We start from the raw sequence: 26,311 nt of genomic DNA, 5'->3' as shown, positions 1-26,311 counted from the left end.
TCCTTTCTGCGCAGGTTGTTCCACTGTTATTGACCTTATTGGCGCTTCAGGCGAGCTTAATAGAAAGCCAGATGTTAGATGTGCTTACAAATGCCGCTTAGAGACCTTCCGCCCCCAGCCATGCTTCGCGCCTTTGCCGCCTTGGCGGAGGCTGGCTCTGTCACCGCAGCGGGTGTGGCGTTGGGCGTGACGCACGCGGCAATCAGCCAGCAGATCCGGGCCCTTGAGGCGCATCTGGGCGTGGCGTTGGTCGAGCGTAGGGGCCGGTCAGTGCAGCTTACGGATGCCGGGGAAGAGCTTGGCGCAGCGGTAAGCGGTGGCTTTGCACTGATCGGAGATGCGGTCGCGCGGATCACAGGGCAGGGCGAGGGCCGCCCGGTGCAGATCACGACCACGCCGATGTTTGCCGCCTACTGGCTCATGCCGCGGCTGGCCGGGTTTCGACAGCGCTTCCCCGAGGTCGAACTGATGCTCAATCCATCGCCCCACCTCGTCCCACTCACCCCGGGCGGGGTAGATATTGCCATTCGCCACGGCGCGGGAAACTGGCCGAGCGTGGAAACAGAACTCCTGCTGCCGTCGGAATATGTGATCGTCGCCGCGCCCGAACTGGTCGAAGGTCGCAAGATTGCCGAACCGCAGGATCTTCTCGACCTGCCTTGGCTCCAGGAGTTGGGCACCAACGAAGTGGATGACTGGCTTGCAAGCCACGGAGTGACTGAGGCGCGTGCCCGGCTGCACAGCCACCTGCCCGGCAATTTCGTGCTGGAAGCTGCCCGGCGAGGCGAGGGGCTGGCGGCGACGACGCGGGCGCTGATCGAGGAAGATATCGCGGCGAGGACACTGAAGGTGCTCTTCAGCCGCGACACGATGAATGAGGGCTACCACATCGTCACGCGCCCCGGCCCCCTCCGCCCGCCGGCGGCCAAGTTGAAAAAGTGGCTACGGGCGCAAAAAAGCTCTGCCGATTGACCCAGATCAAGGCCGCTGAGTCGGGCGGGGCGTAAAAGGAAGGCATAGCGAGCCAAGGCACCCTCCCTTCCGCCAAGGTTCCGCACTTCCGGCTTGTCCGGATAGGCCCCGGCCCTCCTTCCTGTTCGCGCGTTTCCTTGGAAGGGTCGGGGCCAAAGTGCATCTGCCCCCCTCAACCCAGCGCGAAAATCCGCAGTGAAGAGTCAGCTTTTGATTCAGGTCAAAGCCGCTCCGGCGCACCGATGCCATTCATGATGCGGGATATATGCGCGAAAGGGCGTTAGTCGTGAGCACGGTCGAGCCGGAAGAACCAAAGAGCCTTTATGCGGCGCGAGAGCCGATCTTTCCCCGCCGGGTGAAGGGCAACTTTCGCAACCTGAAATGGGTCATCATGATCGTGACCCTCGGGATCTACTACCTCACCCCGTGGCTCCGCTGGGACCGTGGCCCGAACCTGCCCGACCAGGCCGTGCTCGTCGACCTCGCCAACCGCCGGTTCTTCTTCTTCTGGATCGAGATCTGGCCGCATGAGTTCTACTTCATCGCGGGCCTGCTGATTATGGCGGGGCTGGGGCTGTTTCTGTTCACCTCGGCTCTGGGGCGGGTCTGGTGTGGTTATGCTTGCCCGCAGACGGTCTGGACTGACCTCTTCATCCTCGTCGAGCGCTGGATCGAGGGCGATCGCAACGCCCGCCTCCGCCTCCACCGGCAAAAGAAGCTCGACCTGCGCAAAGCGCGGCTCCGTGCCACCAAGTGGGCTGCCTGGTTGCTTATCGCGCTCGCGACCGGCGGGGCCTGGGTCTTCTACTTCACCGATGCGCCGACCTTGCTGAGCGACCTCGTCACGCTGAGCGCTCATCCTGTGGCCTACACCACCATCGGCGTGCTGACGGCGACGACCTTTGTGTTTGGCGGGTTCATGCGCGAGCAGGTCTGCATCTACATGTGTCCGTGGCCGCGCATTCAGGGCGCGATGATGGACGAGAACACGCTGACCATCGGCTACCGCGACTGGCGCGGCGAGCCGCGCGGCAAGGCACGCGATCCGAGCGCGGGGGACTGCGTGGATTGCATGGCATGCGTGAACGTCTGCCCGATGGGGATCGACATTCGCAACGGACAGCAGATGGAGTGCATCACTTGCGGCCTTTGCATCGACGCCTGCGACGAGATGATGGACAAGCTCGGCCGCAAGCGCGGCTTGGTGGCCTACCTCGCCATCTCCGATGAAGAATGGGAGACGACCGGGAACGCGGCAAAGAGCGTGTGGCGGCATCATATCTTCCGGCCCCGGACGATGCTTTATACCGCGCTCTGGTCGCTGGTGGGCATCGCGCTCGTCGTCGCTCTGTTCATCCGCGATGACATCAGCCTCACCGTCGCACCTGTACGGAACCCGGTTTACGTGACCCTCTCGGACGGCACGATCCGCAATACCTATGAGCTGCGCCTCCGCAACAAGCACGGCGAAGACCGTCGGTTTGGTATCGCGATCACAGGCGATCCGGCGCTGCGCGTGGCGATCGAAGGCACGCCCTATGGCTCGGTCATGGTGCCGGCCGATGAGACCATGCTGCAGCGGGTCCACGTGCTGGCCCCGGCAGGGTCGGAGGCGGCGCAGGGCGACCTCACAGATTTCCGGTTCTGGGTGGAGGACCTGAGCAATGGGGACCGGGTGCACAAAGACAGCACATTCAACGGAAGGGGAGAGTGACAATGGGCGAGATTACCGGACGGCAGGTGTTTGCAGGCACGGCTGGGGCCTTTGCCGTGATCATCGGGGTGAACCTCGTAATGGCCTACAAGGCGGTCAGCACTTTTCCGGGGTTGGAGGTGAAAAACAGCTACGTCGCCAGTCAGGAGTTTGACCGCAGGCGCGCGGCACAGCAGGCGCTGGGCTGGACGGTCGCGCCGAACTATGAAGCGGGGCGGCTCGCTATTGCCGTGAGTGGACCTGATGGGCACCCGGCAAAGCTTGAGGGCTTCGCGGTGCAGGTCGGGCGCACCACTGAGCGGCAGCATGATGTCGAGCCGGAGTTCATCTACGAGGCCGGGCACTTCGTGGCGCCGATCGAGCTGGCGCGGGGTCGCTGGGAGTTGCGGGTGAAGGCGCGGGCTGAGGATGGCACCCCCTTCGAGCAGCGGCTCATTCTGACGGTGAAGGGCTGAGATGGACGGAACCCTTGAGCGCGGCGGCCTCGCGGCCTGCCCCGCCTGCGTGGCGCTGCCCAACGTGGGGGATGTGGCGGGCGGCGCGGCGGAGAAGGAACTACTGATCTCGCTGCCCGAGATCCACTGTGCGGCCTGCATCATTGGGGTCGAGAGGGTTCTGGCCGCTCAGCCGGGCGTGGCCTCCGCTCGGGTGAACCTCACGCTGAAGCGTGCGACGGTCGAGGCAGAAGAGGCGGTTCAACCGGGCGCCTTGGTGGCGGCGCTCGGTGCGGCGGGCTTCAAAGCTCAGGAGTTGGACGCCGGGCTATTGAGCAGCACCGAAGCAGATAAGGCGGGCCGCGACCTGCTAATGCGCCTTGCAGTGGCGGGCTTCGCGATGATGAACGTGATGCTCCTCTCGGTTGCCGTCTGGTCCGGGGCCGAGGGGGCGACGCGCGACCTGTTCCATTGGATCAGCGCTGCCATCGCCTTCCCCGCCGTGGGCTTTGCCGCGCGGCCTTTCTTTGCCTCCGCCTCGGTGGCCTTGAAGGCGGGGCGGCTCAACATGGACGTGCCGATCACGCTGGCGATCCTGCTAGCGCTGGGCATCTCGCTCTACGAGACGATCCATTCCGGGGCGCATGCCTATTTCGATGCCGCCCTCTCCCTCACGTTCTTTCTGCTGGCCGGTCGCTACCTCGATTTCCGCACCCGTGCGGTTGCCCGCTCGGCGGCAGAGGAACTCGCGGCGCTGGAAGTGCCTCGCGCCGTGCGGATCGTAGATGGCGCGGAAGAGACCGTGGCAGTGGGCGAGCTGGCGGTGGGTGACATGGTGGTGGTGCGTCCCGGTGGCCGGATGCCGGTGGACGGGGTGATCGTGGAAGGTGCGTCGGAGCTGGACCGAGCGTTGCTGACGGGGGAGACCCGGCCTGTGGTGGCCGCCCCCGGCCAGCAGGTCAGCGCGGGCGAGGTCAACCTGACCGGCCCGCTGACCTTGCGGGTGACTGCGGCGGGCAAAGACAGCTCGCTCCACCGCATGGCCGATCTGGTAGCCGTCGCCGAGAGCGCCAAGAATAAATACACTTCGCTGGCCGACCGGGCCGCGGGGCTCTACGCCCCCGGTGTTCATATCCTTTCTGCACTGGCCGGGATCGGCTGGTATCTGGGCACGATGGATGCCCGCGTGGCGCTGAACATCGCGGCTGCCGTGCTGATCATCACCTGCCCCTGCGCGCTTGGTCTCGCCGTGCCTGCCGTTGTTACCGCCGCCTCTGGCAAGCTCTTTCGCAAGGGGCTGCTGATCAAGGACGGCACTGCGCTGGAGCGGCTGTCGGAGGTGACTCACGTGATCTTCGACAAGACGGGCACGCTCACTATGGGCACGCCCGAGCCGATGAACCTGTGCGACATTCCGGAGCGGAAAAAGCGGCTGGCGCTCTCGCTGGCGATGGGCTCGGCCCACCCGTTGGCGGTGGCTCTCACTGGAGCGTTGCGGGGTGAAGGCGTTTTGCCGCTGCCGGTAGAAGGCCTTCGGGAGGTGCCCGGTTACGGCACCGAGGCACGTTGCAAGGGCAGGGTGGTGCGGCTTGGTCGGGCCGAATGGGTTGGTGCCGAGGCGGGCGACGAAACGGCGACCTGGCTATCGGTGGCAGGGGAGGCGCCCGTTGCCTTCACCTTCGCAGACGCGCTGCGCCCGGGTGCGGCTGAAGCCGTGGCAGCTTTGAAGGCTGCCGGCTGCGAGGTCGAGCTGCTCTCGGGCGATGCGCCGAGCGCGGTGGCACGCTTTGCGGCTGCACTCGGGATCGACTCCTACCAAGCGGGTGTGCTCCCGGCGGAAAAAGCCGCTCTGGTGGAAGCATTGCAAGCCGGGGGCGCAAAGGTGCTGATGGTGGGCGACGGGCTGAACGATACCGCGGCGCTCGCTGCCGCGCATGCCAGCGTCAGCCCGGCCACGGCGCTGGACGCAGCCCGCGTGGCCTCTGACATTGTACTGTTGGGCGAGAGCGTGGCGCCGGTGGCTGAAGCCGTGACAACCGCCCGCAAGGCGGTGAAACGGATCCGCGAGAACTTTCAGATCGCGACGGCCTACAACGTCGTCGCGGTGCCGCTCGCCGTGGCGGGCATGGCAACGCCGCTGGTGGCGGCGCTGGCGATGTCAGCCAGTTCAATCACCGTCTCGCTCAACGCCCTTCGGTTGCGGTAGGGTCGGAGCATGGAAATTCTCGTCTACCTCATCCCGATCTCGCTGATCCTCGGTGGAATCGGGCTTGGTGCCTTCTGGTGGGCGGTGCGGAGCCGCCAGTTTGATGACCCGGAGGGCGACAGCCAGCGCATTCTATCCGACGAGTGGGACGATCACCCGAGGCCGTAGAAGCCTAGTATCGGTCAGAACAAACTGCCCCTGAAAACGAGTGCGCCCGGCAGATTGCTCTACCGGGCGCGTCCCTCGTTTATGCTTCTGGTTCAGCCCTGGCCGGGCTCGAGTGCGGTGCAGGTCGTGCCGCGGGCCTCGAGGCGGGCGCAGGCGAGCTTGGCCTTGTCGGCGGAGAGGCCGACGAAGATCGCCTCGAACCCACCCTTGCGGTTGTTCACCTTGCGCAGGCTGCCGTCGAGCGTTTCCATCTCTTTCAGCGCGGTCTTCAGCAGCACCTTCTCCGCGGAGAAACGGGAGGGATACTTACCGAGCGAGATCGCCCAGAGCTTGCCGCCAGAGGTGGAGGCGCGGGTGATGACAACCGGCTCTTCCGGCTGGGTGCGCGCCGGTGCGGCGACCGGCAGAGCGGCGGGGGCCGGGTCTGCGGAGGCAAGCTGCACAGTTTCAGGCTCGGGGGCGCTGCGCTCGGGGCGCGGCTTGGGCAGGAGGGCGCGCGAGAGGGCGGGGCCGCCTGCGGCCACGAAGGTGCCCGGCTCTTCGGCCACGGCCATCTCGAGGTCACCCGCGCTGCCCGGCACTTCACCCGGCTGGGCTTCGGGGCGGGCGGTGGGGCTGACGGCCGCCAGCATCACCTGCTCGGGAGCCACATCGGCCTTTTCCGGCTCACCTTTCAGCTCGGCGAGAGCCTCGGCCACCTGCTCTTCGTTCTCGAGGTTGCCCTCGGGGGCCGCACTGGCGAGCTTGGCTGCCTCTGCAGGCGCTACCTCAACCTTTGCTTCGGCGGCCACGGCAGCGACGGCGGCGTCAATCTCTTCGGAGAGCGCGGCCAGCAGCATCTCATCGGTGCTCTCGGCCTCCGGCGTTGCTGGCTCCGAGCCAGGACGGCGGCGGGGGCGAATGGAAAGCTGGACCGTGCCGCTCACGCGGATCGTTTTGCCCTTGTAGATGCCATCGCCAGTCTTGGGCGCGGGGGTCGGCTCCTCCAGCATCGCGGTCATGACTGGGGCAGGGCCAGTGTCATCACGGGTGTAGGCCGGCCTTGCGGGCTTGCGAACGGCCACCTGAGAGGGGGCCCTGCGAAAGCCGAGATCGAGCAGTTCGGCCACCTTGGCGTTGCGCGTGGCAGAGCTGCGGCCGCCGAAAACGGTGGCGATGATACGCTCGCTGCCGCGCTCGGCTGACGCCACGAGGTTGAAGCCGGCGGCACGGGTATAGCCCGTCTTGATGCCATCGGCGCCCTTGTAAGCGGAGAGCAGGCGGCGGTTGGTGTTGTTCACCGTCTTGCCCATGGTCGAAGTGCTCATGCGCGAGAACAGGTTGTAGTAGTCCGGGTAGTCGTAAAACAGGTGACGGCCCAGCTTGGTCATGTCGGAGGCGGTCGACAGATGGCCCGATTCGGTGAGGCCGTGGGCGTTTTTGAAGGTGGTGCGCGACATCCCGAGCGCTGCGGCGGTGCGGTTCATCCGGCGGGCAAAGGCGGCCTCGGAGCCGGAAATGCCCTCACCGATGGCGGTGGCGGCGTCGTTGGCCGATTTCACCGCGGCGGCGCGGATCAGGTAGCGCAGCTCGACCTTTTGGCCGGCCCGCAGGCCGATCTTGGAGGGCGGCTCGGAGGCGGCCTTCTGCGAGATCAGGATCTTGCTATCGAGCGAAAGCTCGCCGTGCTCCACCGCCTGAAAGGCGATGTAGAGGGTCATCATCTTGGTCAGGGATGCTGGGTGCAGCCGGGTGTCGGCATTGCGCGAATGCAGCACCTCGCCGCTGCGTGCGTCGATCACCATTGCCGCGTAGGGTGCCGCGTTTGCGCGCAGCGAAATGCCCAGAAGCGTGATGAGAAATAGTCCGATGAAGAGGCCAAAACGGCCTCTGTGGGAGAGCGTGCTCACGTCGCTTGCCTTTTACTGCCTCAGGCTGCCGGATTTTTCCGGTCAGCAATTTTTGTATTGATTTGATACCACGCTAGCACAGGAATTTTCGTGCGAAAACAGGGCATTTTCGTGGTTTTTTAAGGTTGCAGCGATGCCACATGCGCAACATCTAGCGTGGGGCTGCGGGCCATTCCGCTAGATGCGTTATCCGATCTCGGCAACGAGTGCCGGAAGTTTGCCCAAATCGGCAATTTCGCGGAACCGGGTTTGCGCGCGGGGAGGGTCGGCGTGCTCCAGTGCCCATCCGAGGTCATGCGGTATGAAAATGCCCCATGCGCCCGCGTGGATTGCGGGCAGAACATCGGATTTCATCGAGTTTCCGACCATCATCGCCTGACCCTCGCCATGACCGGCAAAGATTCGGGCGTAGGTTTCCGGTGTTTTGTGGCTGACGATCTCGACCGAGTCGAAGAGGTCACCGAGCCCCGATTGCGCCAGTTTGCGCTCCTGATCCAGCAGGTCGCCCTTGGTGATGAGCGCGATTCTGTGACTGTCTGCGAGGACCTCTACAGCCTCGCGCGCGTGTGGGAGCAACTCTATCGGGTGCGAGAGCATCTCCTGCCCGGCGGCAAGGATCTGGCTGATCACCTCACCGGGCACCCGGCCTTCGGTCACCTCCAGCGCGGTCTCGATCATCGAAAGCATGAAGCCTTTGATTCCGAATCCGTAGTGCCCGATGTTGCGTTTTTCGGCCTCCAGCAGGCGTGCATCGAGATGGCCCGGTTCGGCAAAATCGGCCAGAAGCTCGGCGAATCTCTCTTGGGTAAGCTGGAAAAACCGCTCGTTGTGCCACAGCGTATCATCGGCATCGAAGCCGATCATACGGAGGTTCTGCGACGTTGTGCCGGGCATTTTGCGCGTTTCTCACCGTTCGCACCCTTTTCAGGGCGGGTACGGGCCATATATAACGGCCCCGATATCCCTTGCACCAGACCGCCAGACCGGAGCGCCATGCGCCTTGAGCCCATCACGATGTCGCAAGACGACGAAGACGACGCCATCGGCGGCGATCCGTCGATTGCCCTCAAGACACGGCCCAAGACGAAGAAGCCGCCGATGTACAAGGTGCTGCTTCTGAACGACGATTACACGCCGATGGAGTTTGTCGTTCATGTGCTGGAGCGGTTCTTCAACATGACGCACGCGGAGGCGTTCGAGATCATGCTGGCGGTGCACAAGAAGGGCCTTGCCGTGGTCGGTGTGTTCAGCCACGAGGTGGCCGAAACCAAGGTGGCCCAGGTGATGGATTTCGCCCGGCGGCACCAGCACCCGCTGCAATGCACGATGGAAAAGGAGTAGGGCTGCGGCCCTCCCGGCAATGACTTCCCGATTGAAAATGGCGCTCGATGCGGGCGCGGCGACCCTGCCAGAGGGCCGGATTGCGGTGTTTCGCCCTGGCGCGAGCGAAAGCTGGCTGCACGAGGGCGCCGAGGTGATCACTGGTTTCTACCCTGATCATGCAGCCTGGACAGCGCGGGGCTTTGATGTGGCCCGCAGCCCCGAGGGCACCTATGCGGGTGCGGTGCTGTTCGTTCCGCGCGCCAAGGCTCTGGCGCGTGATCTGCTGGCGCAGGCGGCGGCGCTGGGCGGGCCGGTCGTGGTGGATGGCGCCAAGACCGATGGGGTCGAGAGCCTGTGGAAAGCGGCCCGCAAGCGGGGCGAGGCTTCTGACGCCTTTTCGAAGGCGCATGGCAAGGTTTTCACGGTCACCGGCGGCGATTTTTCTGCATGGCGACTTGCGGAGGGCAGCGAGTCCGAGGGCGGGTGGATGACCGCGCCGGGCGTTTTCTCTGCCGATGGGCCGGATGCGGGCTCGGTGTTGCTGGCCGAGGCTCTGCCAGCGCAGATGAAGGGCCGTGTGGCAGACCTTGGAGCGGGCTGGGGCTACCTTTCCGCCGCCGTGCTGAAGCGCGAGGGCGTGACGGGTGTGGAGCTGGTGGAGGCCGAATGGGCCGCGCTGGAGGCCGCACGCAGCAATGTGGCAGACCCGCGTGCAACCTTCACTTGGGGCGATGCGATCCAGCCGCTGGCCGAACCGTTGGACCATGTGGTGATGAACCCGCCGTTCCACCCGGCCCGCACAGCAGACCCGGCGCTCGGGGCTTCCTTCATCGCCTCTGCCGCCGCGTCACTGAAGCCCTCGGGCAAACTCTGGATGGTCGCCAACCGCCATTTGCCCTATGAAGCCGCCCTCGCGGCTCACTTCGGTGAGGTGAAGGAGATCGGCGGCGACACGCGCTTCAAGCTTTTCTCCGCCGCACGGCCCGCTCGCCAAGGGCGTAGATAGACACTAAGCTTCGGCCCCATTGGCCGTGTTGAAGGATCGCACATGAGCTTCTCGATCAAGGGCAAGAGCTGCATCGTGACCGGCGCCAGCCACGGGCTGGGCCTTGCCATCGCGCGGCACTTCGCGGAGCGCGGCGCCTATGTGATGGCGGCAGACAGCGACGACAAACGGCTCGCAGAGGCTCTGGCGGCAGATGCCGAGGCCGAGGACAGCCGGTTGCGCTACTTTGCCGGTGACCTTCGCCAGCGGTTGGCACAGGCCAACCTCGTCTCGGCCACCATCGACGCTTTCGACCGGGTCGACGTTTTGGTGAACGCTTACCGCATGGTCCTGCCCTCCAAGCCGGGAAACCCGGACGAAGACGCGGTGGAGGAGCTGTTGCAGCAAAACCTGCTTACGGCGCTGCGGATGACCCAGCTCGTCTCCAAGCGTTTCGTGAAACAGGCGGAAGGCAGCGAAGATGAGGGGGGCGTGGGCTGCGTGATCAACATGAGTTCCATCGCCGCCCGGCGCACCCACCCACGGCTGCTGGCATACTCCGTATCCACCGCTGCGTTGGACCAGATGACTCGCTCGATGGCCGTGGCCCTGGCGCCCGACCGTATCCGGGTGAACGCTGTGAGCTTCGGTTCGGTGCTCACTACTTCGCTGAACCAGGCGATGAACGAGAACGAGGGCTATCGCGAAGATATCGTGAGCCACACCCCGATGGGCCGCATTGCGCAGCCCTCCGAAGTGGCAGAGGTCGTGCAGTTTCTGGCCTCCGAGAGCGCAGGCTTCATCACCGGTCAGGTGGTGACGATGGACGGCGGCCGCTCGCTGGTGGACCCGGTGGGCGCACCAGTGCACTGAGAGCCTTGCGGGCGTGTTCCGCCTTCAGCCCTTGGTGGCAATCCCGCGATCGATGGCGTCCCAGATCTGGGCGGCGACATTGATGCCGTCGAACCGCTCCAATTCCTGAATGCCGGTGGGGGAGGTCACGTTGATCTCGGTGAGCCATTCGCCAATCACGTCGATCCCCACAAACACCTGTCCGCGCTCCCGCAGGAGCGGGCCTATGCGGGCGCAGATCTCGCGGTCGCGCTCGGTCAGATCGACCTTCACCGGTTTGCCACCGACGTGCATGTTGGACCGGGTTTCGCCCTCCAGCGGAACCCGGTTGATCGCACCAACCGGCTCTCCATCCACCAGAATTACCCGCTTGTCGCCCTTCGAGACGGCGGGCAGGAACTTCTGGGCGATCAGCGGCTCGCGGTTGATGCCGGTGAACAGCTCGTGCAGCGAGGCAAGGTTGCGGTCGTCCGGGCCGAGCCGGAAGACGCCCGCGCCGCCGTTGCCGTAGAGCGGTTTCACGATGATGTCGCTGTGCTCAGCCTTAAAGGCCTTCAGCGCATCTAGGTCGCGGGCGATCAGGGTGGGAGGAGTTAGGTCTGGGAAGTTCAGCACGAGCAGCTTTTCGGGGCTGTTGCGCACCCAGAAGGGGTCGTTCACCACGAGTGTCTTACCGCCTATCTGCTCAAGCAGATGGGTGGTCGTGATGTAGCCCATGTCGAACGGCGGATCCTGCCGGAGCCAGACCACATCCATCTCGGCCAGGTCGATCTCAGCTAGCTCGCCAAGGCTGAAGTGGTCGCCTTCGACGCGGCGCACCTCCAGCGGCCAGCCTTGGGCGACGACCCTGCCCTGTTTCCAAGACAGTTTGTCCGGGGTGTAGTAGAACAGTTCCCATCCCCGCGCCTGTGCCTCTTCGGCGAGTCGAAAGCTGCTGTCGGCGTTGATGTTCACGCTGCCGATCGGATCCATCTGAAAGGCGACCTTCATCGCGCACCCCCTCAAGCTTCTGCTCCTTTCTCATGGCGGAGCGGGCAGGGAGTTGCAACGGCTCAGGCGCAGAGCGCCCCTTCGAGAATGCGCAACTCGCCGCGTGCATTCACTAGTGCGAGGTCGAAGCGCATCGGGGTGGAGAGGGCAGTGGGGTACCGGCCCACGTATTCGGAGGCTGCGGCCATGATGCGGGAAACCTGCTGCGGTGTGATGGCTTCGGCAGCGCTGTCGAAGGTGCGGCTTTGTTTGACTTCGACAAAAACCACCGTGTCCGGCGCTTCGGCCACGATATCGATCTCGCCGCCTTCGCCCCGCCATCTGCGCTCGGCGATCCTCACGCCCTGTGCTTCGTAATGAAGCGCAACGGAATCCTCGGCCATGCGCCCTGCATCGTAGTTGCGCCGACCGCGTTGGCGGCGTGCCGGGCTTGGGGCGAGGTCAAAGGGCATCAACTGTCTCCATCAGAGCGGGCCAACTCGAGTGCCCGCTGATACATCTCACGCTTCGGCCGCCCGTATGCGGCGGCCACCTCGGCGGCGGCATCCTTGACCCTGAGCCGCGCCATTGCCGAGCGTAGCGCTGCATCGACAGCCTGCGGATCGGCCTCTACAGCCTCCGCCCGGCCAAGGATTAGTGCGATCTCCCCGCGGGGCGGGTTGTCATCGACCGAGACGAGTAACTCCGCAAGCGAGCCCCGGCGAACCTCCTCGAACTTCTTGGTTAACTCGCGGGCAAGCGCTGCCGGGCGGTCCTTCCCTGCATGGTTGCAGAGAAGGTCTAACAATCCCCTAACGCGCTTGGGGGATTCGTAGAGGATCACAGTGGCCTCCAGCCCGGCGATCTCTTCGATGAACTTCTTCCGCGGGCCGCCGGAGGAAGGCGGGAAGCCGACGAAGGTGAAGCGGTCGGAGGGCAGGCCTGAGAGGGTGAGCGCCGCAATGGCTGCCGAGGGACCTGGGGCGGTGGTCATGTGGATGCCCCGCGCGGCGGCCTCGCGGCTCAGCGCAAAGCCCGGATCGGCCACCAGCGGGGAGCCCGCCTCGCTCACATAGGCGATGGAGGCCCCTTCGGCGGCGAGCCTCAAAAGCCCGTCCCGCGCTGCCGGAGTCGAATGGTCGTGATAGGCGATCAACCTACGCCCGGCGAGCGGGACGCCATGCAGCTCCAGCAGCTTGCGGGCCGTGCGGGTATCTTCGGCGGCGATGACCTCCGCCGAGGCCAGCACATCCAGCGCCCGCAACGTGATGTCACGCACCGAGCCGATGGGGGTCGCCACGAAATAGAGGCCCGCCGCGAGCGGGGTCTTGCGCCAGGCTGGTCCTCCCGAAGGCTCAGACATTTACTTGGCTCCCGCAGATGTTAGAATTGTTCGAACCCGGCTGTTGACACCGAAGCCCCGAGGCTCTGAAGGAGTATCCCATGTTCGCCGTCTTGACGACACCCCGCCGCCTGGCGGCCAAGATCCTTGCCGTTGGCGCCATTGCGCTTCTGGCTGCCTGTGACCCGGCGGCGCTTGGCGGTGTTGGCGGCAACTCCGGTCCGAAGATCGACGCAAGCCGCGCCGTTCCGGTGGCGCTTCTGGTGCCGGGCGGCTCCGGGCGCTCGGGCGATGACGTGCTGGCCAAGGCGCTCGAAAACGCGGCGCGCCTCGCAATCGCCGATCTCGACGGTGTGCAGATCGACCTTCAGGTTTACAACACCGCCGGCAATGCGGCGACCGCGGCGCGGCAGGCGCAGGCGGCGGTGAATGCCGGTGCCAAGATCATCCTCGGGCCGGTCTACTCCGAAGCGGCCAATGCCGCCGGTGTGGCTGTGGCCGACGAGGGCGTGAACGTGCTGGCCTTCTCCAATAACCCGGAGATCGCGGGCGGCAATGTGTTCGTCCTCGGCCCGACCTTCGAGAACACCGCCAACCGGCTGGTCTCCTACGCCCGGCGTCAGGGCAAAGGCAACATCTTCACCGTGCATGCCCGCTCGGTTGCCGAGGAAATCGGCCGCGACGCCATTGCAAAGGCGATTCGGAACAGCGGCGCCAGCAACGCGGGCTCCGTCTCGTTCGAGCTGAGCCAGCAGGGGCTTGTGGCGGCGGTGCCGAACATCGTTGCTCAGGCCAAGGCTTCGGGCGCGACCTCGGTGTTCTTCACCTCTACCAATGACGGTGCGATGCCTTTCCTCGCGCAGCTGTTGCCCGAGGCTGGCCTCTCGCCGTCGGCGACCCAATTCATCGGGCTTGGCCGCCTCGACATTCCGGCCGAAGCGCTGACACAGCCCGGCCTTCAGGGCGCCTGGTTCGCCCTGCCGGATAACAACCTCTACACCAGCTTCCAGAACCGTTACGCCGCCCGCTTCGGGGGCAGCCCGCACCCGATCGCCGGCCTCGCCTTCGACGGGATCGCCGCAATCGGTGCCCTCGTTGAGCGCCGCGGCGCCGATGCGCTGACCCGTGGCGCCCTGACCCAGGGCTCGGGCTTTGTCGGCACCGGCGGTATCTTCCGGCTCCGCGGCGACGGCACCAACCAGCGTGGCCTCGCCATCGCCCAAATCCGAAACAATCAGGTCGTTGTCATTGACCCAGCCCCAAGAAGCTTTGGCGGAGCCGGTTTCTGACCGGCAGCCTGCCAGCCCGCACCTGCCAGACCCGATCACCCCTTCCGGCGCGCTCCTGTGCCCGCCGGAAGAGATCATCGACCCTGCAGTCCTAGCCGAGGCCATAGAGGCCGAGTGCCGGGATGCAGGCGGCGATGCCATGGCTCTGCGCGGCCTCATCACGCGGCACCTGAACGCAGCGGCAAAGGCCGGGCGGGCAAATATTGGCGCGGCCTTCGAGGCCCACCCACTGCGCGCCCGCGAAATGGTGCATGCCTATGCTTACCTGACCGACGGGCTTGTGGTGACAGCCTTCTGGGCTGCCCGGCGCTTCCTGCATCCGCTGCCCAACCCCACCGCTTCGGAGCGGCTCGCGCTCTGCGCAGTAGGCGGCTACGGCCGGGCCGAGATGAGCCCGCAGTCGGATGTCGACCTGCTGTTCCTCACCCCCTACAAGATCACCCCTTGGGCCGAGAGCGTGATCGAGAGCACGCTCTACATCCTGTGGGATCTTCACATGAAGGTGGGCCACGCCAGCCGCACGGTGAAAGATTGCCTGCGCCTCGGCAAGCAGGACTACACGATCCGAACCTCGCTGATCGAGTTGCGCTTTCTCGCCGGTGACAAGGCGCTGGAGGCGGAGCTTCACACCAAGCTCCATCAGGGCCTGTTTGCGGGCACCGGCAAGGAGTTCATCGAGGCCAAACTCGATGAGCGCTCCGAGCGACACAAGAAGCAAGGTGGCCAGCGATACATGCTGGAGCCTAACGTGAAGGAGGGCAAAGGTGGTCTGCGCGACCTTCAGAGCCTGTTCTGGATCGCCAAATACATCCACCACGTGGACAAAATCGAAGATCTCGTGCCGCTTGGCGTCTTTACCCCGGAGGAATACTGGGCCTTCGAGCAGGCCGAAAACTTCCTTTGGGCGGTGCGCGCGCATTTGCACCTGATCGCCGGTCGTCCGGCTGACCAGCTGACCTTCGACATGCAGATCGAGGTTGCCGAGCGGATGGGCTATGCCGACAGCCCGGGCCGCCGGGGCGTTGAGCACTTCATGCAGGATTACTTCCGCCACGCGACGATGGTCGGCGAGCTGACCCGCATCTTCCTCACCGCACTCGAGGCCGATCACGCCAAGCAGCTGCCGGGCCTCATGGGGCTGCTCCGCCGCCGCAAGGTGAAGCCGGGCTATGCCGTGCGGCAGAACCGGCTCGACGTGAAGGATGAAAAGAAGTTTCTGGCAGACAAGCTGAACCTTCTGCGGATCTTCGAAGAGGCCCTGCGCACAGGTCTGCTGATCCACCCCGATGCGATGCGACTCATCACCGCCAATCTCGACCTGATCGATGATGACATGCGTGGCGACAAGGAGGCCGCCCGCATCTTCCTCGATTTGCTGGTGAAGCATGGCAACCCCGAGCGGGCGCTGCGCCGGATGAACGAGCTTGGCGCGCTCTCGGCCTTCATCCCAGAGTTCGCCCCGATCGTGGCGATGATGCAGTTCAACATCTATCACAGCTACACGGTGGATGAGCACACCATCCAGTGCATCAGCCAGCTCGCCCAGATCGAGCGCGAGGAACTGGTGGAAGACCTGCCCGTGGCCTCCCGCATCCTCAAGAAGGGTGTGAACCGCAAGGTGCTCTACCTCGCTCTACTGTTCCACGATATCGGCAAGGGCCGGGAGGAAGACCACTCTGTTCTGGGTGCCAAAATTGCCCGCGCCGTGCTGCCCCGCTTTCACCTCAAGCCGCGTGAAGCGGAGGACGTGGAATGGCTGGTGCGCTACCACCTGCTGATGTCGGACATGGCGCAAAAGCGCGACCTCTCCGATCCCCGCACCATTCGCAGCTTCGCCCGTGCGGTGAAAACCAAGAAACGGCTCGATCTGCTGACCGTGCTCACGGTCTGCGACATTCGCGGTGTCGGCCCGGAGACGTGGAACAACTGGAAGGCCCAGCTACTGCGCAACCTCTACCGGCAAACCGCCGACGGGCTCGAGAATGGGCTGGAGGACCTGAACCGCGACAAGCAGAGCGCCGAGGCGCGACGTGAGCTGCGCGAGGCTCTGGAGGGCTGGGACAAGGCCGATGTGCGTGCCGAGCTGGCGCGGCATTACGACCCCTATCTACAAGGTCTCTCGACCCAGACGCAGGTGATCATCGCTGGGTTGCTGCAAGGGCTTGGGGATGATGAGATTCGCATCGACCTCACCCCGGATGACGACCGCGATGCCACACGGGCCACCTTTGCCCTGGCCGACCACCCCGGTATTTTTGCCCGCATCGCGGGGGCCTTGGCACTCGTGGGGGCCAACGTGGTGGACGCCCGGACCTATACCACCAAGGACGGCTACGCGACGCCGGTGTTCTGGATTCAGGACGCCGAGGGCAACCCCTACTCTGCGGGCAAACTCGACCGGCTCCGTGCCATGATTTCGCGTACGCTGAAGGGAGAGGTTCTGGCTCGCGCCGAGCTGACCAAGAAGGACAAGTTCAAGAAGCGCGAAAAGAGCTTCCGCTTCCCCACCACGGTCAGCTTCGACAACGAGGGCTCGGAGATTTACACCATCATCGAGGTCGACACCCGCGACCGCCCCGGCCTGCTCTACGATCTTGCCCGCACCCTCTCGGAGCGGAACCTGCAAATCGCCTCTGCGGTCATCGCCACATATGGCGCACAGGCCGTCGACAGCTTTTATGTGAAAGACATGTTCGGGCTGAAGATCCACTCGGAGAGCAAGCAGAAGGCGCTAGAGGCGAAGCTCAAAGAGGCCGTGCAGGCGGGGACTGACAGGGCAAACGGGTAGGTCGGGCAATCTCCATTCCCCCGGCCCTCCCGCCCCTGTATGATCGCGCCAAAACGAACCGAGCAGCGCCATGCAACCCATTCGCCTGATCAAGGGCTTTCTGACCGTCGGACTCTGGACGCTGCTCAGCCGCGTCATGGGGTTTGCCCGCGATATTCTCATCGCTGCCAGGCTGGGCGACGGGCCGGTGGCTGAGGCTTTCGTGGTCGCCTTCACCCTGCCCAACATGTTCCGCCGGTTCTTTGCCGAAGGCGCCTTCAATCTCGCCTTCATTCCGATCTTCTCCAAGAAGCTCGAGAGCGGCGATGACCCGCAGGGGTTCGCCCGAGATGCCTTTGCCGGGCTGGCGGGCGTGCTCATCGTGTTCACCCTCCTGGCGCAGCTCATCATGCCTTGGCTCGTATTGGCGATGGCCTCGGGCTTTGCCGAGGATGAACGGTTCGACCTTGCCACCACCTTCGGGCGCATCTGTTTCCCGTACATTCTGTTCATCTCGCTGGCGGCCCTGCTCTCGGGCGTGCTGAACGCCACCGGCAAGTTTGCCGCGGCCGCCGCCGCACCTGTGCTGCTGAACGTCATCCTCGTTGCGGCCATGCTCACAGCCTCGGCACGTGGCTGGGACTTTGGCCTCACCCTCTCTTGGGCGGTGCCGATTGCGGGCGTGGCCCAGATGGCGTTGGTTTGGGTCGCCGCCTCACGCGCGGGGTTCCGGCTGGTGCCGCGAATGCCGCGGATGACTCCCGAGCTGAAGCGCCTCGCGATCATCGCCGCTCCCGCCGCGCTGGCAGGCGGGGTGTTGCAGGTGAACTTGCTGGTCAGCCGTCAGGTCGCCAGTTTCTATGACGGGGCGATCCAGTATCTGAACCTTGCGGATCGGCTCTATCAGCTCCCCTTGGGGGTGGTCGCCATCGCCATTGGTGTGGTGCTTCTGCCCGAGCTGTCCCGCCGCCTTGCCGCCGGGAATGAGCAGGCCGGGCGCGATGGGTTCAACCGCGCCACGGAGTTCGCGCTGGTGTTGACGGTGCCCGCTGCCGTTGCGCTGGTGCTGGTCGCCGGGCCGATCTGCTCGGTGCTCTATCAGCGCGGCGCGTTCGATGCCGAGGCCGCCGAAGCAACGGCGTTGGCCACCGCGGCCTACGGGCTCGGGTTGCCCGCCTTTGTCCTGCAGAAGGTGCTGCAACCGCTCTACTACGCCCGCCATGACACTCGCCGCCCGATGAACTACGCGTTCGTGGCGATGGTGGTCAACGCGGTGGCTGCCATCGGCCTTGCCCTTACCTTCGGGTTCGTCGGCGCGGCGCTGGGCACCACGGTCGCGGGGTGGGCGATGGTGCTGCTGCTCTGGCGCGGGTCGCGCAAGATGGGCGCGGCGGCACAGGTGGACGCACGGTTGCTCGCCCGGCTGCCGCGAATCGCGCTATCGGCTGCGCTGATGGGGGCGGTGCTATTGGCGACTGAATGGGCGCTGGGCGAGGCGCTCTACACGGCAGGCGTCCGATACTGGGCGTTGCTGGCTCTGGTGATGAGCGGAATCGTCAGCTACTTCGCCGCCGCCCACGTCACAGGTGCGCTGCGGTTGAGCGAGTTGAAATCCGCCATGCGCAGGCGCGGAAGCGCGGAGCGCTGATATCAAGCTCATTGATGGGTATCGTAAAAACAATTCATTTCTGTTGGGTCGGCGCAAGGCTTACATTGGCGGTATCCCTGAAAGGAACGCCCCATGACCGTCACCGATATTGCTTCTCCTGCCCATAGGCTGCCGCGCCCACGGTTAGTGGCTACCGAGCATCTTCCCAGCCTGATTGTCGCCCTCGCCATTGGCGTGATGCTTGGTCTTTTCATCGCCAATGCGCCCGACTACGCGGCGCGGCTTCAGGCATCGCAAGCCGCTGCTGCTGCCCAGCCGACGCCGGAGTGGCATGGCAATGTGCGCCGCTCGGTGGTTCTGCCGTAAGGCGCCATCCAGAGCCTCAACTCTCGCGGAACGCCTTGTTGAAGTAATCTGTCAACGGCTTGACCAGATAGGCCAGCGGGCTGCGATCTTCCGTCCGAATGAAGCTTTCGACCGGCATGCCGGGCAAGATCGCCTTGCCCGCCAGCTTGCTCATCTCGCCCTCGTTCAGCCGAATCTCGGCGCGGTAGAACGTGGACTGGCTGCGCTCATCGGTGAAGGCATCGGCGGAGACCTGCATCACCTTGCCCGAGAGTTCGGGGGTGGTGCGGCTGTCGAAGGCGGGAAAGCGCAGAACCGCATCTTGCCCGACGTAGACCTGATCAATGTGGATCGGCTGGACCCGCGCGGCGATGACCAGCGGCCTGTCTTGCGGGATGAGGTAGAGCACCGGGTCGGCGGGCCGGATCACCGAGCGGGGGGTGTTGACCGTCAGCCCGTAGACGACGCCGGCCACGGGTGCCCGGATATCGAGCCGTGAGAGGCGCACGTTCAGCGCCTGCCGCCGTTCCATCAGCTCGGCCTCTTGCGCCGAAATATCCCGCAGTTGGGTAATCGCCTCCTCGCGTCTGTCGGCGGCGAGCTTGAGAATCTCGATATCCAATTCGGTGATCCGGCCCTCGGCCTCTGCACGAGAGGCGCTCAGCCGCCCGATCTCGCCTGAAAGCCGCGCCTGTTCGCGCTCCAGCGTCAGCACCTTGTCATAGCTCACCAAACCCCGGTCGAAGAGGCCGCGCTGGGTTTCGAGCTCTTTCTCGATCAGTTCGAGCTGGCGGGTGAGCGAGGCGCTCTGGGCGTCGATTCCCTCCACCTGATTGTCGATCTGCCCCTTCCGGCGGGCCAGTTGCTCGGCTTCCTTGGCGAGCGACTCCTTACGGGCCTCAAAGAGCCGCGACTGGCCCTCGACCAACTCGGCAATCTCCGGCCATCCCGTGGCCCGGTCCGAGAGCTCCTTGGCGAACTCCAGCGACTCGGCCTCGTCCCGCTCGGCACCCAGCCGGGCGGCGCGGGCCATGATCTCAAACAGCTGACCCTCCACGATGGCCAATTCGGAGGTGAGTTCCGAGGCATCGAGTTGGATCACCACTTCGCCGGCGGCGACGATATCGCCCTCGACCACCAGCACCTTGTCGACCACCCCGCCATCTGGGTGCTGAACGATCTGCCGGTTCTGCTCCACCTCGATCTGGCCGCTGGCAATGATGGCGCCGGAGATGTTGGAGAAGGTGGCCCATGTGCCAAAGCCGCCGATCAGCAGGAGCAGGGCAATGAAACCAAGAATCAGCGGGCGACGAGCAGAGAGGTTCATGTCACGCCTCCCTTGCCGGTGGAGCGCGAAATTTCGGCGTGGTTCTTAACCATCTGCTTCATCACCTCATCACGCGGCCCAAAGGCCTTTCGCAGGCCACCATCCAGCACCATGAGCACATCGCACTCCTGAATCGCGGCGGGGCGGTGGGCCATGATCAGCACCGATTTCTTGGCGGCCTTCATGGCGCGGATCGCCTTGTTAAGCGCCTCCGAGCCATCATTGTCGAGGTTGGAGTTGGGCTCATCCAGAACCAGAATTACCGGATCGCCGTAGAGCGCGCGCGCCAGCCCGATGCGCTGGACCTGCCCGCCGGAGAGCCGGCCACCGGCTGCGGCGACCGGCGTGTCATAGCCGTTCGGCAGCTTAACGATCATATCGTGTGCGGCGGCCTTCTTGGCGGCGGCGACCACGGCCTCGGCGTTGGGCTGGGGCGACAGCCGGGCAATGTTCTCGGCAATGGTGCCCTCGAACAGGGTGACCCGCTGCGGCAGGTAACCGATGTAACGGCCAAGCGTGTCGGGGTCGTACTGGTCGAGCGAGGCGCCATCGAGCCGGATGCGCCCGCCCGCCGTGGGCCAAACACCGGTGAGCGCCCGGGCCAGAGTGCTCTTGCCCGCGCCGGACTGCCCGATCACCCCCATGGCTTGCCCCGGTTCGAGCCGGAAGCTGATCATCCGCAGCGAAGCCTGGCTCTCGCCGGGTGGCACGACGGTAGCCTGGCTCACATCGAGCAAGGCGCGCGGTGTGGGCAGTTCGGTGCGGGGTTTCTCAGCCTGTACGGCGGTGAGAAGCTGGCCAAGCGATTTCCACCCCTTGGAGGCGCGGCTTGCGGTTTCCCACTGGCCGATGAGTTGCTCGATGGGGGCAAGAGCGCGGCCGAGCAGGATGGAACCTGCAATCATCTGCCCTGCGGTGAGTGAGCCTTGCAGAACGAGGTATGCCCCGAGTGCGAGCATGGCCGATTGCAGAAAAAGGCGCAGGGTGCGGGTCGTGGTGCCATATCCGCCCGCCCGGTCGGAGGCCACCAACGCGCGGTCGGACGAGGCCTGCCGGGCGTTCTGCCAGCGGGCAAAAGTTGAGCCGCGCATGCCGAGAGACTGGATGGTCTCGGCCTCGGTGCGCATCTGGTCGGCCATCCGCTCGGTCGCTTCGCGCTGGCCTGCTGCCTCAAGTGCGGGGCGGCGGGTGCGGGTCTGGTTCAGCAGGGTTACTGCCACAAGCACCGCGCCGCCGCCGACCGCAAGCAGCCCCAGCGCGGGGTGAAACAGGAAGATCGCGGCAATGAAGAGCGGTGTCCACGGCGCATCGAAGATCGCCAGCAGGGTGGGTGAGGCGAAGAACCGCTGCACGCTGTCGAGGTCCCGCAACCCGCTCGCGGCCAGTTCATTGCCGGGTGAGCGGCTCTCGGCTGCCAGAACGGCCGAAAACACGCGCCCCTCCACGTCGCGTTGAAACCGCGCTGCGACACGCGCCATCACCCGGCCTCGGGCATAGTCGAGCAGGCCCATCATCAGGAACAGGAAGGCGACCAGCACGAAGAGGGCGGCCAGCGTTTCTTCAGACCTCGAGCCGAGAACCCGGTCGTAAACCTGCAACATGAAGAGCGGGCCGGTGAGCATCAGCAGGTTGACGAAGATCGAGAACAGAAAGACCGAGTGAAACAGGCCACGTGCCTTGGCGCGGGCGGCGCGCAGCTCGGCCAGCCCTTTTGCCGTATCGGACATGCGCATATCCGTCGCTCTCCTTCTCCCGCCCGCGCATTGCCTTCAGGCCTGCCGCCTTCCGCCGGTTGTGACCCACAGCCGCGACGGCTATTCTGCCCCGAAGACGCGAGCATGATCTTGCCCGCCCACTGTAAGCGCCAAGATACGAATAACTGGTAGAGAATTCCATTGTTTCATCGAGCCAACCTTCGCCGCAGCGGGACCGTCCTGCTGCTGACCCTCGCCACCCTTTTGGCGGGCTGCACGCCCAACACATCAGGCGAGGCGATCTTTGACCCCTACGAGAAGCAGAACCGCAAGGTTCATGCCTTCAACAAGGGGGTGGATCGTACCTTTGGCGGTGGCAAAGGTGGCGGGATCGGCAAGGCTGTTCCGGCGCCGGTGACGCAGGGCCTGTCGAACCTCTCGACCAACTTCAGCCAGCCCAGCTACATGATGAACCACCTGCTGCAAGGCAACATGGAAAGCGCCATGCGCAACTTCTGGCGCGTGGTGGTAAACACGACCGTCGGCGTTGGCGGGCTCTTCGACCCGGCCACCAAAATCGGCCTCCATGATGATGCCACCGACTTTGGCCTGACCCTCGCCAAGCATGGCGTGCCGGAGGGGGCCTACATCGAGTTGCCCATCCTTGGCCCGTCGACCGAGCGCGACGTGGCCGGCAAGATCCTCGATACCGTGCTCAACCCGCTGCAGGGTGTCATCAAGGCGGAAGACCAGAGAAAAATCGCGGGCGTGAAGGTGCTCTCACGCGCCGGTGATCGGGCAAAGTATTCGGAAACCGTCGATTCTGTTCTATATGACAGTGCAGACAGCTACGCTCAGGCGCGGATCATCTACCTGCAAAACCGCAGGGGACGGGCCGGCGATACGGCGTCGGCAGAAGCAGAGGCAGACGAGGTTTACGATTCCTATGAAGACTTTTACGGCGGCCAATGACACCGGCATCCTGACCCGGCGCAGCCTTCTGACCGGAGCCGCAGCGCTGACCGCGTCCGCGCTGACCCTACCGCGCGAAGCCTTCGCGCTTTCGGCCGGCGCATCGCAGCAACTTGTGACGGCAGCGGTCAACGACATCAACAAGGTGATCGCTTCGGGCAAGTCCGAACGCGCGATGTATGGCGATTTCCAGCGCATCTTTGTGCGCTACTCGGATCTCAACTACATCTCCTTCTACTCGCTCGGCTCCGCGGCCCGCAGTGCCTCGAAGGCGCAGATGCAGGCCTACACTCAGGCGTTCTCTGGCTACATCTCCCGCAAGTACGGGCGGCGGTTCCGCGAGTTCATCGGGGGCCGGATCGAGGTGAAGGGCGCCCGCAGCGTGAAGAACTGGATCGAGGTCGATACCATGGCGGTTCTGCGCGGCAGTGCGCCGTTCGATGTGACGTTCTTCGTCAGCGACAAGAGCGGGAGCCACAAGTTCTTCAACCTCTTCATCGCCGATGTGAACATGCTGCTGACCGAGCGCACCGAAATCGGGGCGATGCTCGACCGGCGCGGTGGCAAGATCGACGCGCTGATCGCGGATCTCAAACGCGCGTGAGGGCGTGGCGCCTTCTGGGCCTGGCGCTTGCCTGTGCCGCGACCCCTGCAATGGCGCTGGAGGTCGAGGGCAGGTATCGCGCCAGTCCGGAGGCCGATTGCGAGGCTGGTGACGGGGCCGAGGGCTTTCTGCGGATCGAGGATGGCGTGTTTCACGGCCTCAGCGGCACCTGCAAGATGCTCAACCCAGTCAACGTGCGCGACATGAACGCCCAGCTCTTCGACATGGAGTGCGAGGGCGCCAATCCCAACTTTCAATGGACCGAGCGCGCGCTCTTCATGGAGGGTGCCGAGGGCGGGCTGATTTTGGCGTGGAACGGCTATGCCTTCCGCTACGAGCGGTGCCCGGTGCTATCGGAAACCGCGGAGGCCGAGGCGGCGCCAGCGGCCCCGCCTGCCGAGGCCGCCACAGCCACCGACTGATCGGTCAGCGGCAGCCCAGCAGGCCGCAGAGCACATCCTCCAGAATCCGCTCCGCCACATCGCCGTTCTGACGGCGCCGCTGCTGGCGTTGTTGCCGCTGCGCCTCGCGCTCCGCCTGCCTGCGGGCACGCTCGGCCGCGCGGCTCTCGGCTTCGGTCTGTTCCCGCGCCGTCTGCTCGGGCGGCGGCTGGGTCTGGCTGACCTGTGGCTGGGCGCGTTGGGGGATGAGCATGGGCAACTCATGCACCGGCAGCCCCTCGTTCACACGCACCATCACCTCGCGCCAGATATCGGCGGGCAAGCCGCCGCCGGTGACGCCGGTGAGCGGCGTGTTGTCATCGTAGCCCATCCACACGCCCACCACGTAGTCGGCGGTGAAGCCGAGGAACCACGCATCGCGCGCAGAGTTGGTGGTGCCCGTCTTGCCCGCTGCCGGGCGGCCAATGTTGGCGCGGCGGCCGGTGCCCTGCTCGATGGTCTGGGTCATCATGTAGACGAGGTAGCGCGCCGCCTCTTCGGTGATCACCCGCTCGCCGAGCCCGCCGCCCTGGCCCATGAGCGGCTCGTCATCGCCCTTCAGGCGCAGCTCTAGAATGCCGTAGGGCGTGACCGAGGTGCCGCCGTTCAGGATGCCCGCATAGGCCCCCGCCATCTCCAGCAGTGAGGACTCCGAAGCCCCGAGCGCCAGAGCCGGGCCAGCAGCAAGGTCGCTTTCAATTCCGAAGTCTTCTGCGATGTTGCGCACGTTCTCGCGCCCGACAGCCTCCGAAACCTTTACGGCGGGGATGTTATAGCTGTGGGCAAGCGCCTCGGTCAGCGTGACCCGTCCATGAAACTTGCGATCGTAGTTCTTGGGGCTGTAGGCGCCCGAGCCGGGCACGTTGATGGTGATCGGCTCATCCACAACGGTCGCATTTGGCGTGTAGCCAAGGTCCAGCGCGGCGGCATAAACGAAAGGTTTGAAGCTGGAGCCGGTCTGGCGCTTCGCCATGGTCGCGCGGTTGAAGGCGCCGGTCACCTTGGTCTGCCGGCCGCCAACCATCGCGCGCACGGCACCGTCGGCGCTCATCACCACCACGGCAGCCTGAGCGGCGGAGCCCTCCCTGACCTTGGTGGCGAAGATCTCCTTCATCGCCTCCTCGGCGGCCCGCTGGATGCGCTGGTCGAGGGTGGTTTTCAGAACCACGTCCTCGGTGGTGTCCTTGGTCAGAAAGTCCGGCCCGGTATCCATCACCCAGTCGGCGAAGTAGCCGCCCGCGCGGGCCTGTGCGGCCTCGCTGAGGGTGGCAGGGTTGTTGGTGAACTCCTCGCGCTCGGCCATCGAGATGTAGCCCTGCTCCTGCATCAGCTTCAGCACGGTAGCCGCGCGGGCCTGGCTGCGCTCCAGGTCGGAGGTCGGGGCATAGCGAGTGGGGGCCACGAGCAGGCCTGCCAGCATGGCCGCCTGGGCCGGGTTCAGGTCTTTCGCGGCAATCCCGAAATAGCGCTGCGAGGCGGCGGCGAACCCGCGCGACGAGGCGCCGAGATAGGCGCGGTTGAGGTAGATCGCCAGCACCTCGTCCTTGGTGTAGCGGGTCTCCAGCGCCATGGAGTAGATCATCTCCTTGACCTTGCGCCACAGGGTGGTCTCGCGGCAGTCGGCCTCATAGGCGGCCTCGCTCTCCCACGCCCCCTCGTCATAGGGGATGCCGAGGCAAAGCAGCTTTGCCGTCTGCTGCGTGAGCGTGGAGCCGCCATGGCCGGAGAGGGGGCCGCGCCCCTCGGAGAGGTTGATCCTGATCGCGGAGGCAATGCCGCGCGGGCTGACGCCGAAGTGGCGGTAGAACCGTTTGTCCTCGGTCGCGACCACGGCGTTCTTCAGATGTGGCGACACATTCTCTACGCGGATCGGGCCGCCATAGGTCTCACCGCGCCAAGCATACACCTTGCCGTCCCGGTCGAGCATGGTCACCGACCCGCGCGTGCGGGCGTCGAGCAGGGCCGTCACATCTTCAGGCAGGGTGGTGTAAAAGTAGCCCACGGCGCCGGCCACGATGAGGCCCACGACCACCCCCATGCGCCACGTGACACCCCAGATGACCCGCATGAAAAAGCGGGTGATCCGCGCAACCCAGCCCAGCACGCCCTTTGGCGCGGGCCGCTTGGCGCGCGGCGCGCGTTTCTTCTTGGGGGCCTTGGCCTTCTTGGGTGCCGCCGTTTTGGCGGGCGTCGCGCCGGAATAGCGCTTCTCCGCCACCAGGGGCGTCTTCTTTCGTCCGTTACCGCTCATGCGTGCCTCGCTCGCATTTTTCCGCGCAGCATAGAGGTGGGGACTCGAAAAGGGGAGACAAGACCGCGCGACATCGCCGATTTTTCATGCCGCCTACTTTTTGAGCAAAGAGATTAATTTGTGCAAAAATTGTGCAATCGCCTGCTGAATCCGCAGGCG

General features: G+C 65.0%; 23 protein-coding genes. 15 read left to right on the top strand and 8 right to left on the bottom strand.

Annotation, left to right across the window (positions count from 1 at the left end; all coding sequences use genetic code 11):
- Positions 1-120 precede the first annotated feature (120 nt).
- The 5 genes from KUV38_RS15735 to ccoS all read left to right on the top strand — a co-directional run bounded on the left by KUV38_RS15735 (position 121) and on the right by ccoS (position 5,494).
- A complete protein-coding gene (locus tag KUV38_RS15735; RefSeq protein ID WP_261385388.1) occupies positions 121-972 on the top strand; it encodes a LysR family transcriptional regulator in 852 nt (283 codons plus the stop codon).
- 286 nt (positions 973-1,258) lie between these two features.
- Complete coding sequence (gene ccoG / locus KUV38_RS15730) at positions 1,259-2,686, top strand: cytochrome c oxidase accessory protein CcoG (RefSeq protein ID WP_315898645.1); 1,428 nt, start codon at positions 1,259-1,261, stop codon at positions 2,684-2,686.
- A gap of 2 nt (positions 2,687-2,688) precedes the next feature.
- On the top strand, positions 2,689-3,141 hold the full coding sequence (locus KUV38_RS15725) for a FixH family protein (RefSeq protein WP_222471166.1): 453 nt from the start codon (positions 2,689-2,691) through the stop codon (positions 3,139-3,141).
- A 1-nt stretch (position 3,142) separates the two neighbouring features.
- Entirely contained in the window at positions 3,143-5,326 is a 2,184-nt protein-coding gene (locus tag KUV38_RS15720; protein ID WP_222471165.1) for a heavy metal translocating P-type ATPase, read from the top strand.
- Between the two features lie 9 nt (positions 5,327-5,335).
- Positions 5,336-5,494 (top strand): cbb3-type cytochrome oxidase assembly protein CcoS, encoded by a 159-nt coding sequence (ccoS, locus tag KUV38_RS15715; RefSeq protein WP_222471164.1) that lies wholly within the window; start codon positions 5,336-5,338, stop codon positions 5,492-5,494.
- A 92-nt stretch (positions 5,495-5,586) separates the two neighbouring features.
- On the opposite strand, the gene KUV38_RS15710 is transcribed toward ccoS, so the two are convergent.
- Together KUV38_RS15710 and KUV38_RS15705 are read right to left on the bottom strand one after the other, a co-directional pair.
- Complete coding sequence (locus tag KUV38_RS15710; protein WP_410001042.1) at positions 5,587-7,383, bottom strand: D-alanyl-D-alanine carboxypeptidase family protein; 1,797 nt, start codon at positions 7,381-7,383, stop codon at positions 5,587-5,589.
- A gap of 186 nt (positions 7,384-7,569) precedes the next feature.
- Positions 7,570-8,277 carry an HAD family hydrolase gene (locus tag KUV38_RS15705; RefSeq protein WP_222471163.1) on the bottom strand — a complete coding sequence of 236 codons (708 nt, stop codon included), beginning with the start codon at positions 8,275-8,277 and terminating at the stop codon, positions 7,570-7,572.
- Positions 8,278-8,376: 99 nt separating this feature from the next.
- Here KUV38_RS15705 and clpS point away from each other — a divergent pair, with 99 nt between their 5' ends.
- Genes clpS through KUV38_RS15690 form a run of 3 tightly spaced genes read left to right on the top strand, consistent with a single transcriptional unit; the run spans position 8,377 to position 10,564 of the window.
- The gene (gene clpS, locus KUV38_RS15700) at positions 8,377-8,724 is read left to right on the top strand and encodes an ATP-dependent Clp protease adapter ClpS (RefSeq protein WP_222471162.1); all 348 of its coding nucleotides are present in this window, start codon (positions 8,377-8,379) and stop codon (positions 8,722-8,724) included.
- A 37-nt stretch (positions 8,725-8,761) separates the two neighbouring features.
- Positions 8,762-9,712 (top strand): methyltransferase, encoded by a 951-nt coding sequence (locus KUV38_RS15695; RefSeq protein ID WP_261385505.1) that lies wholly within the window; start codon positions 8,762-8,764, stop codon positions 9,710-9,712.
- Between the two features lie 42 nt (positions 9,713-9,754).
- The gene (locus tag KUV38_RS15690) at positions 9,755-10,564 is read left to right on the top strand and encodes an SDR family NAD(P)-dependent oxidoreductase (protein ID WP_222471160.1); all 810 of its coding nucleotides are present in this window, start codon (positions 9,755-9,757) and stop codon (positions 10,562-10,564) included.
- Between the two features lie 24 nt (positions 10,565-10,588).
- Here KUV38_RS15690 and gshB read toward each other — a convergent pair whose 3' ends face one another.
- From gshB to rsmI, 3 genes are all read right to left on the bottom strand, one after another.
- Positions 10,589-11,533 (bottom strand): glutathione synthase, encoded by a 945-nt coding sequence (gshB, locus tag KUV38_RS15685; protein ID WP_222471159.1) that lies wholly within the window; start codon positions 11,531-11,533, stop codon positions 10,589-10,591.
- Between the two features lie 62 nt (positions 11,534-11,595).
- The gene (locus KUV38_RS15680) at positions 11,596-11,985 is read right to left on the bottom strand and encodes a YraN family protein (RefSeq protein ID WP_222471158.1); all 390 of its coding nucleotides are present in this window, start codon (positions 11,983-11,985) and stop codon (positions 11,596-11,598) included.
- Positions 11,985-12,875, bottom strand: coding sequence for a 16S rRNA (cytidine(1402)-2'-O)-methyltransferase (gene rsmI, locus KUV38_RS15675; protein ID WP_222471157.1), 891 nt, complete (start codon positions 12,873-12,875; stop codon positions 11,985-11,987). The genes KUV38_RS15680 and rsmI overlap by 1 nt, the downstream gene beginning before the upstream one ends.
- 80 nt (positions 12,876-12,955) lie before the next feature.
- On the opposite strand from rsmI, the gene KUV38_RS15670 reads away from it, so the two are divergent.
- The 4 genes from KUV38_RS15670 to KUV38_RS15655 all read left to right on the top strand — a co-directional run bounded on the left by KUV38_RS15670 (position 12,956) and on the right by KUV38_RS15655 (position 18,885).
- Positions 12,956-14,143 (top strand): ABC transporter substrate-binding protein, encoded by a 1,188-nt coding sequence (locus KUV38_RS15670; RefSeq protein ID WP_222471156.1) that lies wholly within the window; start codon positions 12,956-12,958, stop codon positions 14,141-14,143.
- A complete protein-coding gene (locus KUV38_RS15665; RefSeq protein WP_222471155.1) occupies positions 14,103-16,931 on the top strand; it encodes a [protein-PII] uridylyltransferase in 2,829 nt (942 codons plus the stop codon). The genes KUV38_RS15670 and KUV38_RS15665 overlap by 41 nt, the downstream gene beginning before the upstream one ends.
- A 70-nt stretch (positions 16,932-17,001) precedes the next feature.
- The gene (gene murJ, locus KUV38_RS15660; protein ID WP_222471154.1) at positions 17,002-18,558 is read left to right on the top strand and encodes a murein biosynthesis integral membrane protein MurJ; all 1,557 of its coding nucleotides are present in this window, start codon (positions 17,002-17,004) and stop codon (positions 18,556-18,558) included.
- A gap of 93 nt (positions 18,559-18,651) precedes the next feature.
- On the top strand, positions 18,652-18,885 hold the full coding sequence (locus KUV38_RS15655; RefSeq protein ID WP_222471153.1) for a hypothetical protein: 234 nt from the start codon (positions 18,652-18,654) through the stop codon (positions 18,883-18,885).
- A 16-nt stretch (positions 18,886-18,901) separates the two neighbouring features.
- Here KUV38_RS15655 and KUV38_RS15650 read toward each other — a convergent pair whose 3' ends face one another.
- Both KUV38_RS15650 and KUV38_RS15645 read right to left on the bottom strand, forming a co-directional pair.
- Positions 18,902-20,191 carry an HlyD family type I secretion periplasmic adaptor subunit gene (locus tag KUV38_RS15650; protein ID WP_222471152.1) on the bottom strand — a complete coding sequence of 430 codons (1,290 nt, stop codon included), beginning with the start codon at positions 20,189-20,191 and terminating at the stop codon, positions 18,902-18,904.
- Positions 20,188-21,924: a type I secretion system permease/ATPase gene (locus KUV38_RS15645; protein ID WP_222471151.1), complete on the bottom strand. Its 1,737-nt coding sequence runs from the start codon at positions 21,922-21,924 to the stop codon at positions 20,188-20,190. Before KUV38_RS15645 ends, KUV38_RS15650 begins: the two co-directional genes overlap by 4 nt.
- 162 nt (positions 21,925-22,086) lie before the next feature.
- Between KUV38_RS15645 and KUV38_RS15640 the strand changes: the two genes are divergently transcribed.
- From KUV38_RS15640 to KUV38_RS15630, 3 genes are read left to right on the top strand one after another with little or no spacing between them, the layout of a single operon-like run.
- Positions 22,087-22,857: a VacJ family lipoprotein gene (locus KUV38_RS15640; protein WP_222471150.1), complete on the top strand. Its 771-nt coding sequence runs from the start codon at positions 22,087-22,089 to the stop codon at positions 22,855-22,857.
- A complete protein-coding gene (locus tag KUV38_RS15635; RefSeq protein WP_222471149.1) occupies positions 22,832-23,461 on the top strand; it encodes a phospholipid-binding protein MlaC in 630 nt (209 codons plus the stop codon). Before KUV38_RS15640 ends, KUV38_RS15635 begins: the two co-directional genes overlap by 26 nt.
- A 50-nt stretch (positions 23,462-23,511) precedes the next feature.
- A complete protein-coding gene (locus KUV38_RS15630; RefSeq protein ID WP_222471148.1) occupies positions 23,512-23,883 on the top strand; it encodes a hypothetical protein in 372 nt (123 codons plus the stop codon).
- A 4-nt stretch (positions 23,884-23,887) separates the two neighbouring features.
- Here KUV38_RS15630 and KUV38_RS15625 read toward each other — a convergent pair whose 3' ends face one another.
- Positions 23,888-26,152 carry a transglycosylase domain-containing protein gene (locus KUV38_RS15625; protein WP_222471147.1) on the bottom strand — a complete coding sequence of 755 codons (2,265 nt, stop codon included), beginning with the start codon at positions 26,150-26,152 and terminating at the stop codon, positions 23,888-23,890.
- Between the last annotated feature and the right edge of the window lie 159 nt (positions 26,153-26,311).

Origin of the sequence: Vannielia litorea (assembly GCF_019801175.1) — a bacterium.
GTDB lineage: Bacteria > Pseudomonadota > Alphaproteobacteria > Rhodobacterales > Rhodobacteraceae > Vannielia > Vannielia litorea_B.
The sequence above is the reverse complement of the archived record's forward strand: the minus strand, read 5'-3'. Positions and strand labels throughout refer to the sequence as shown.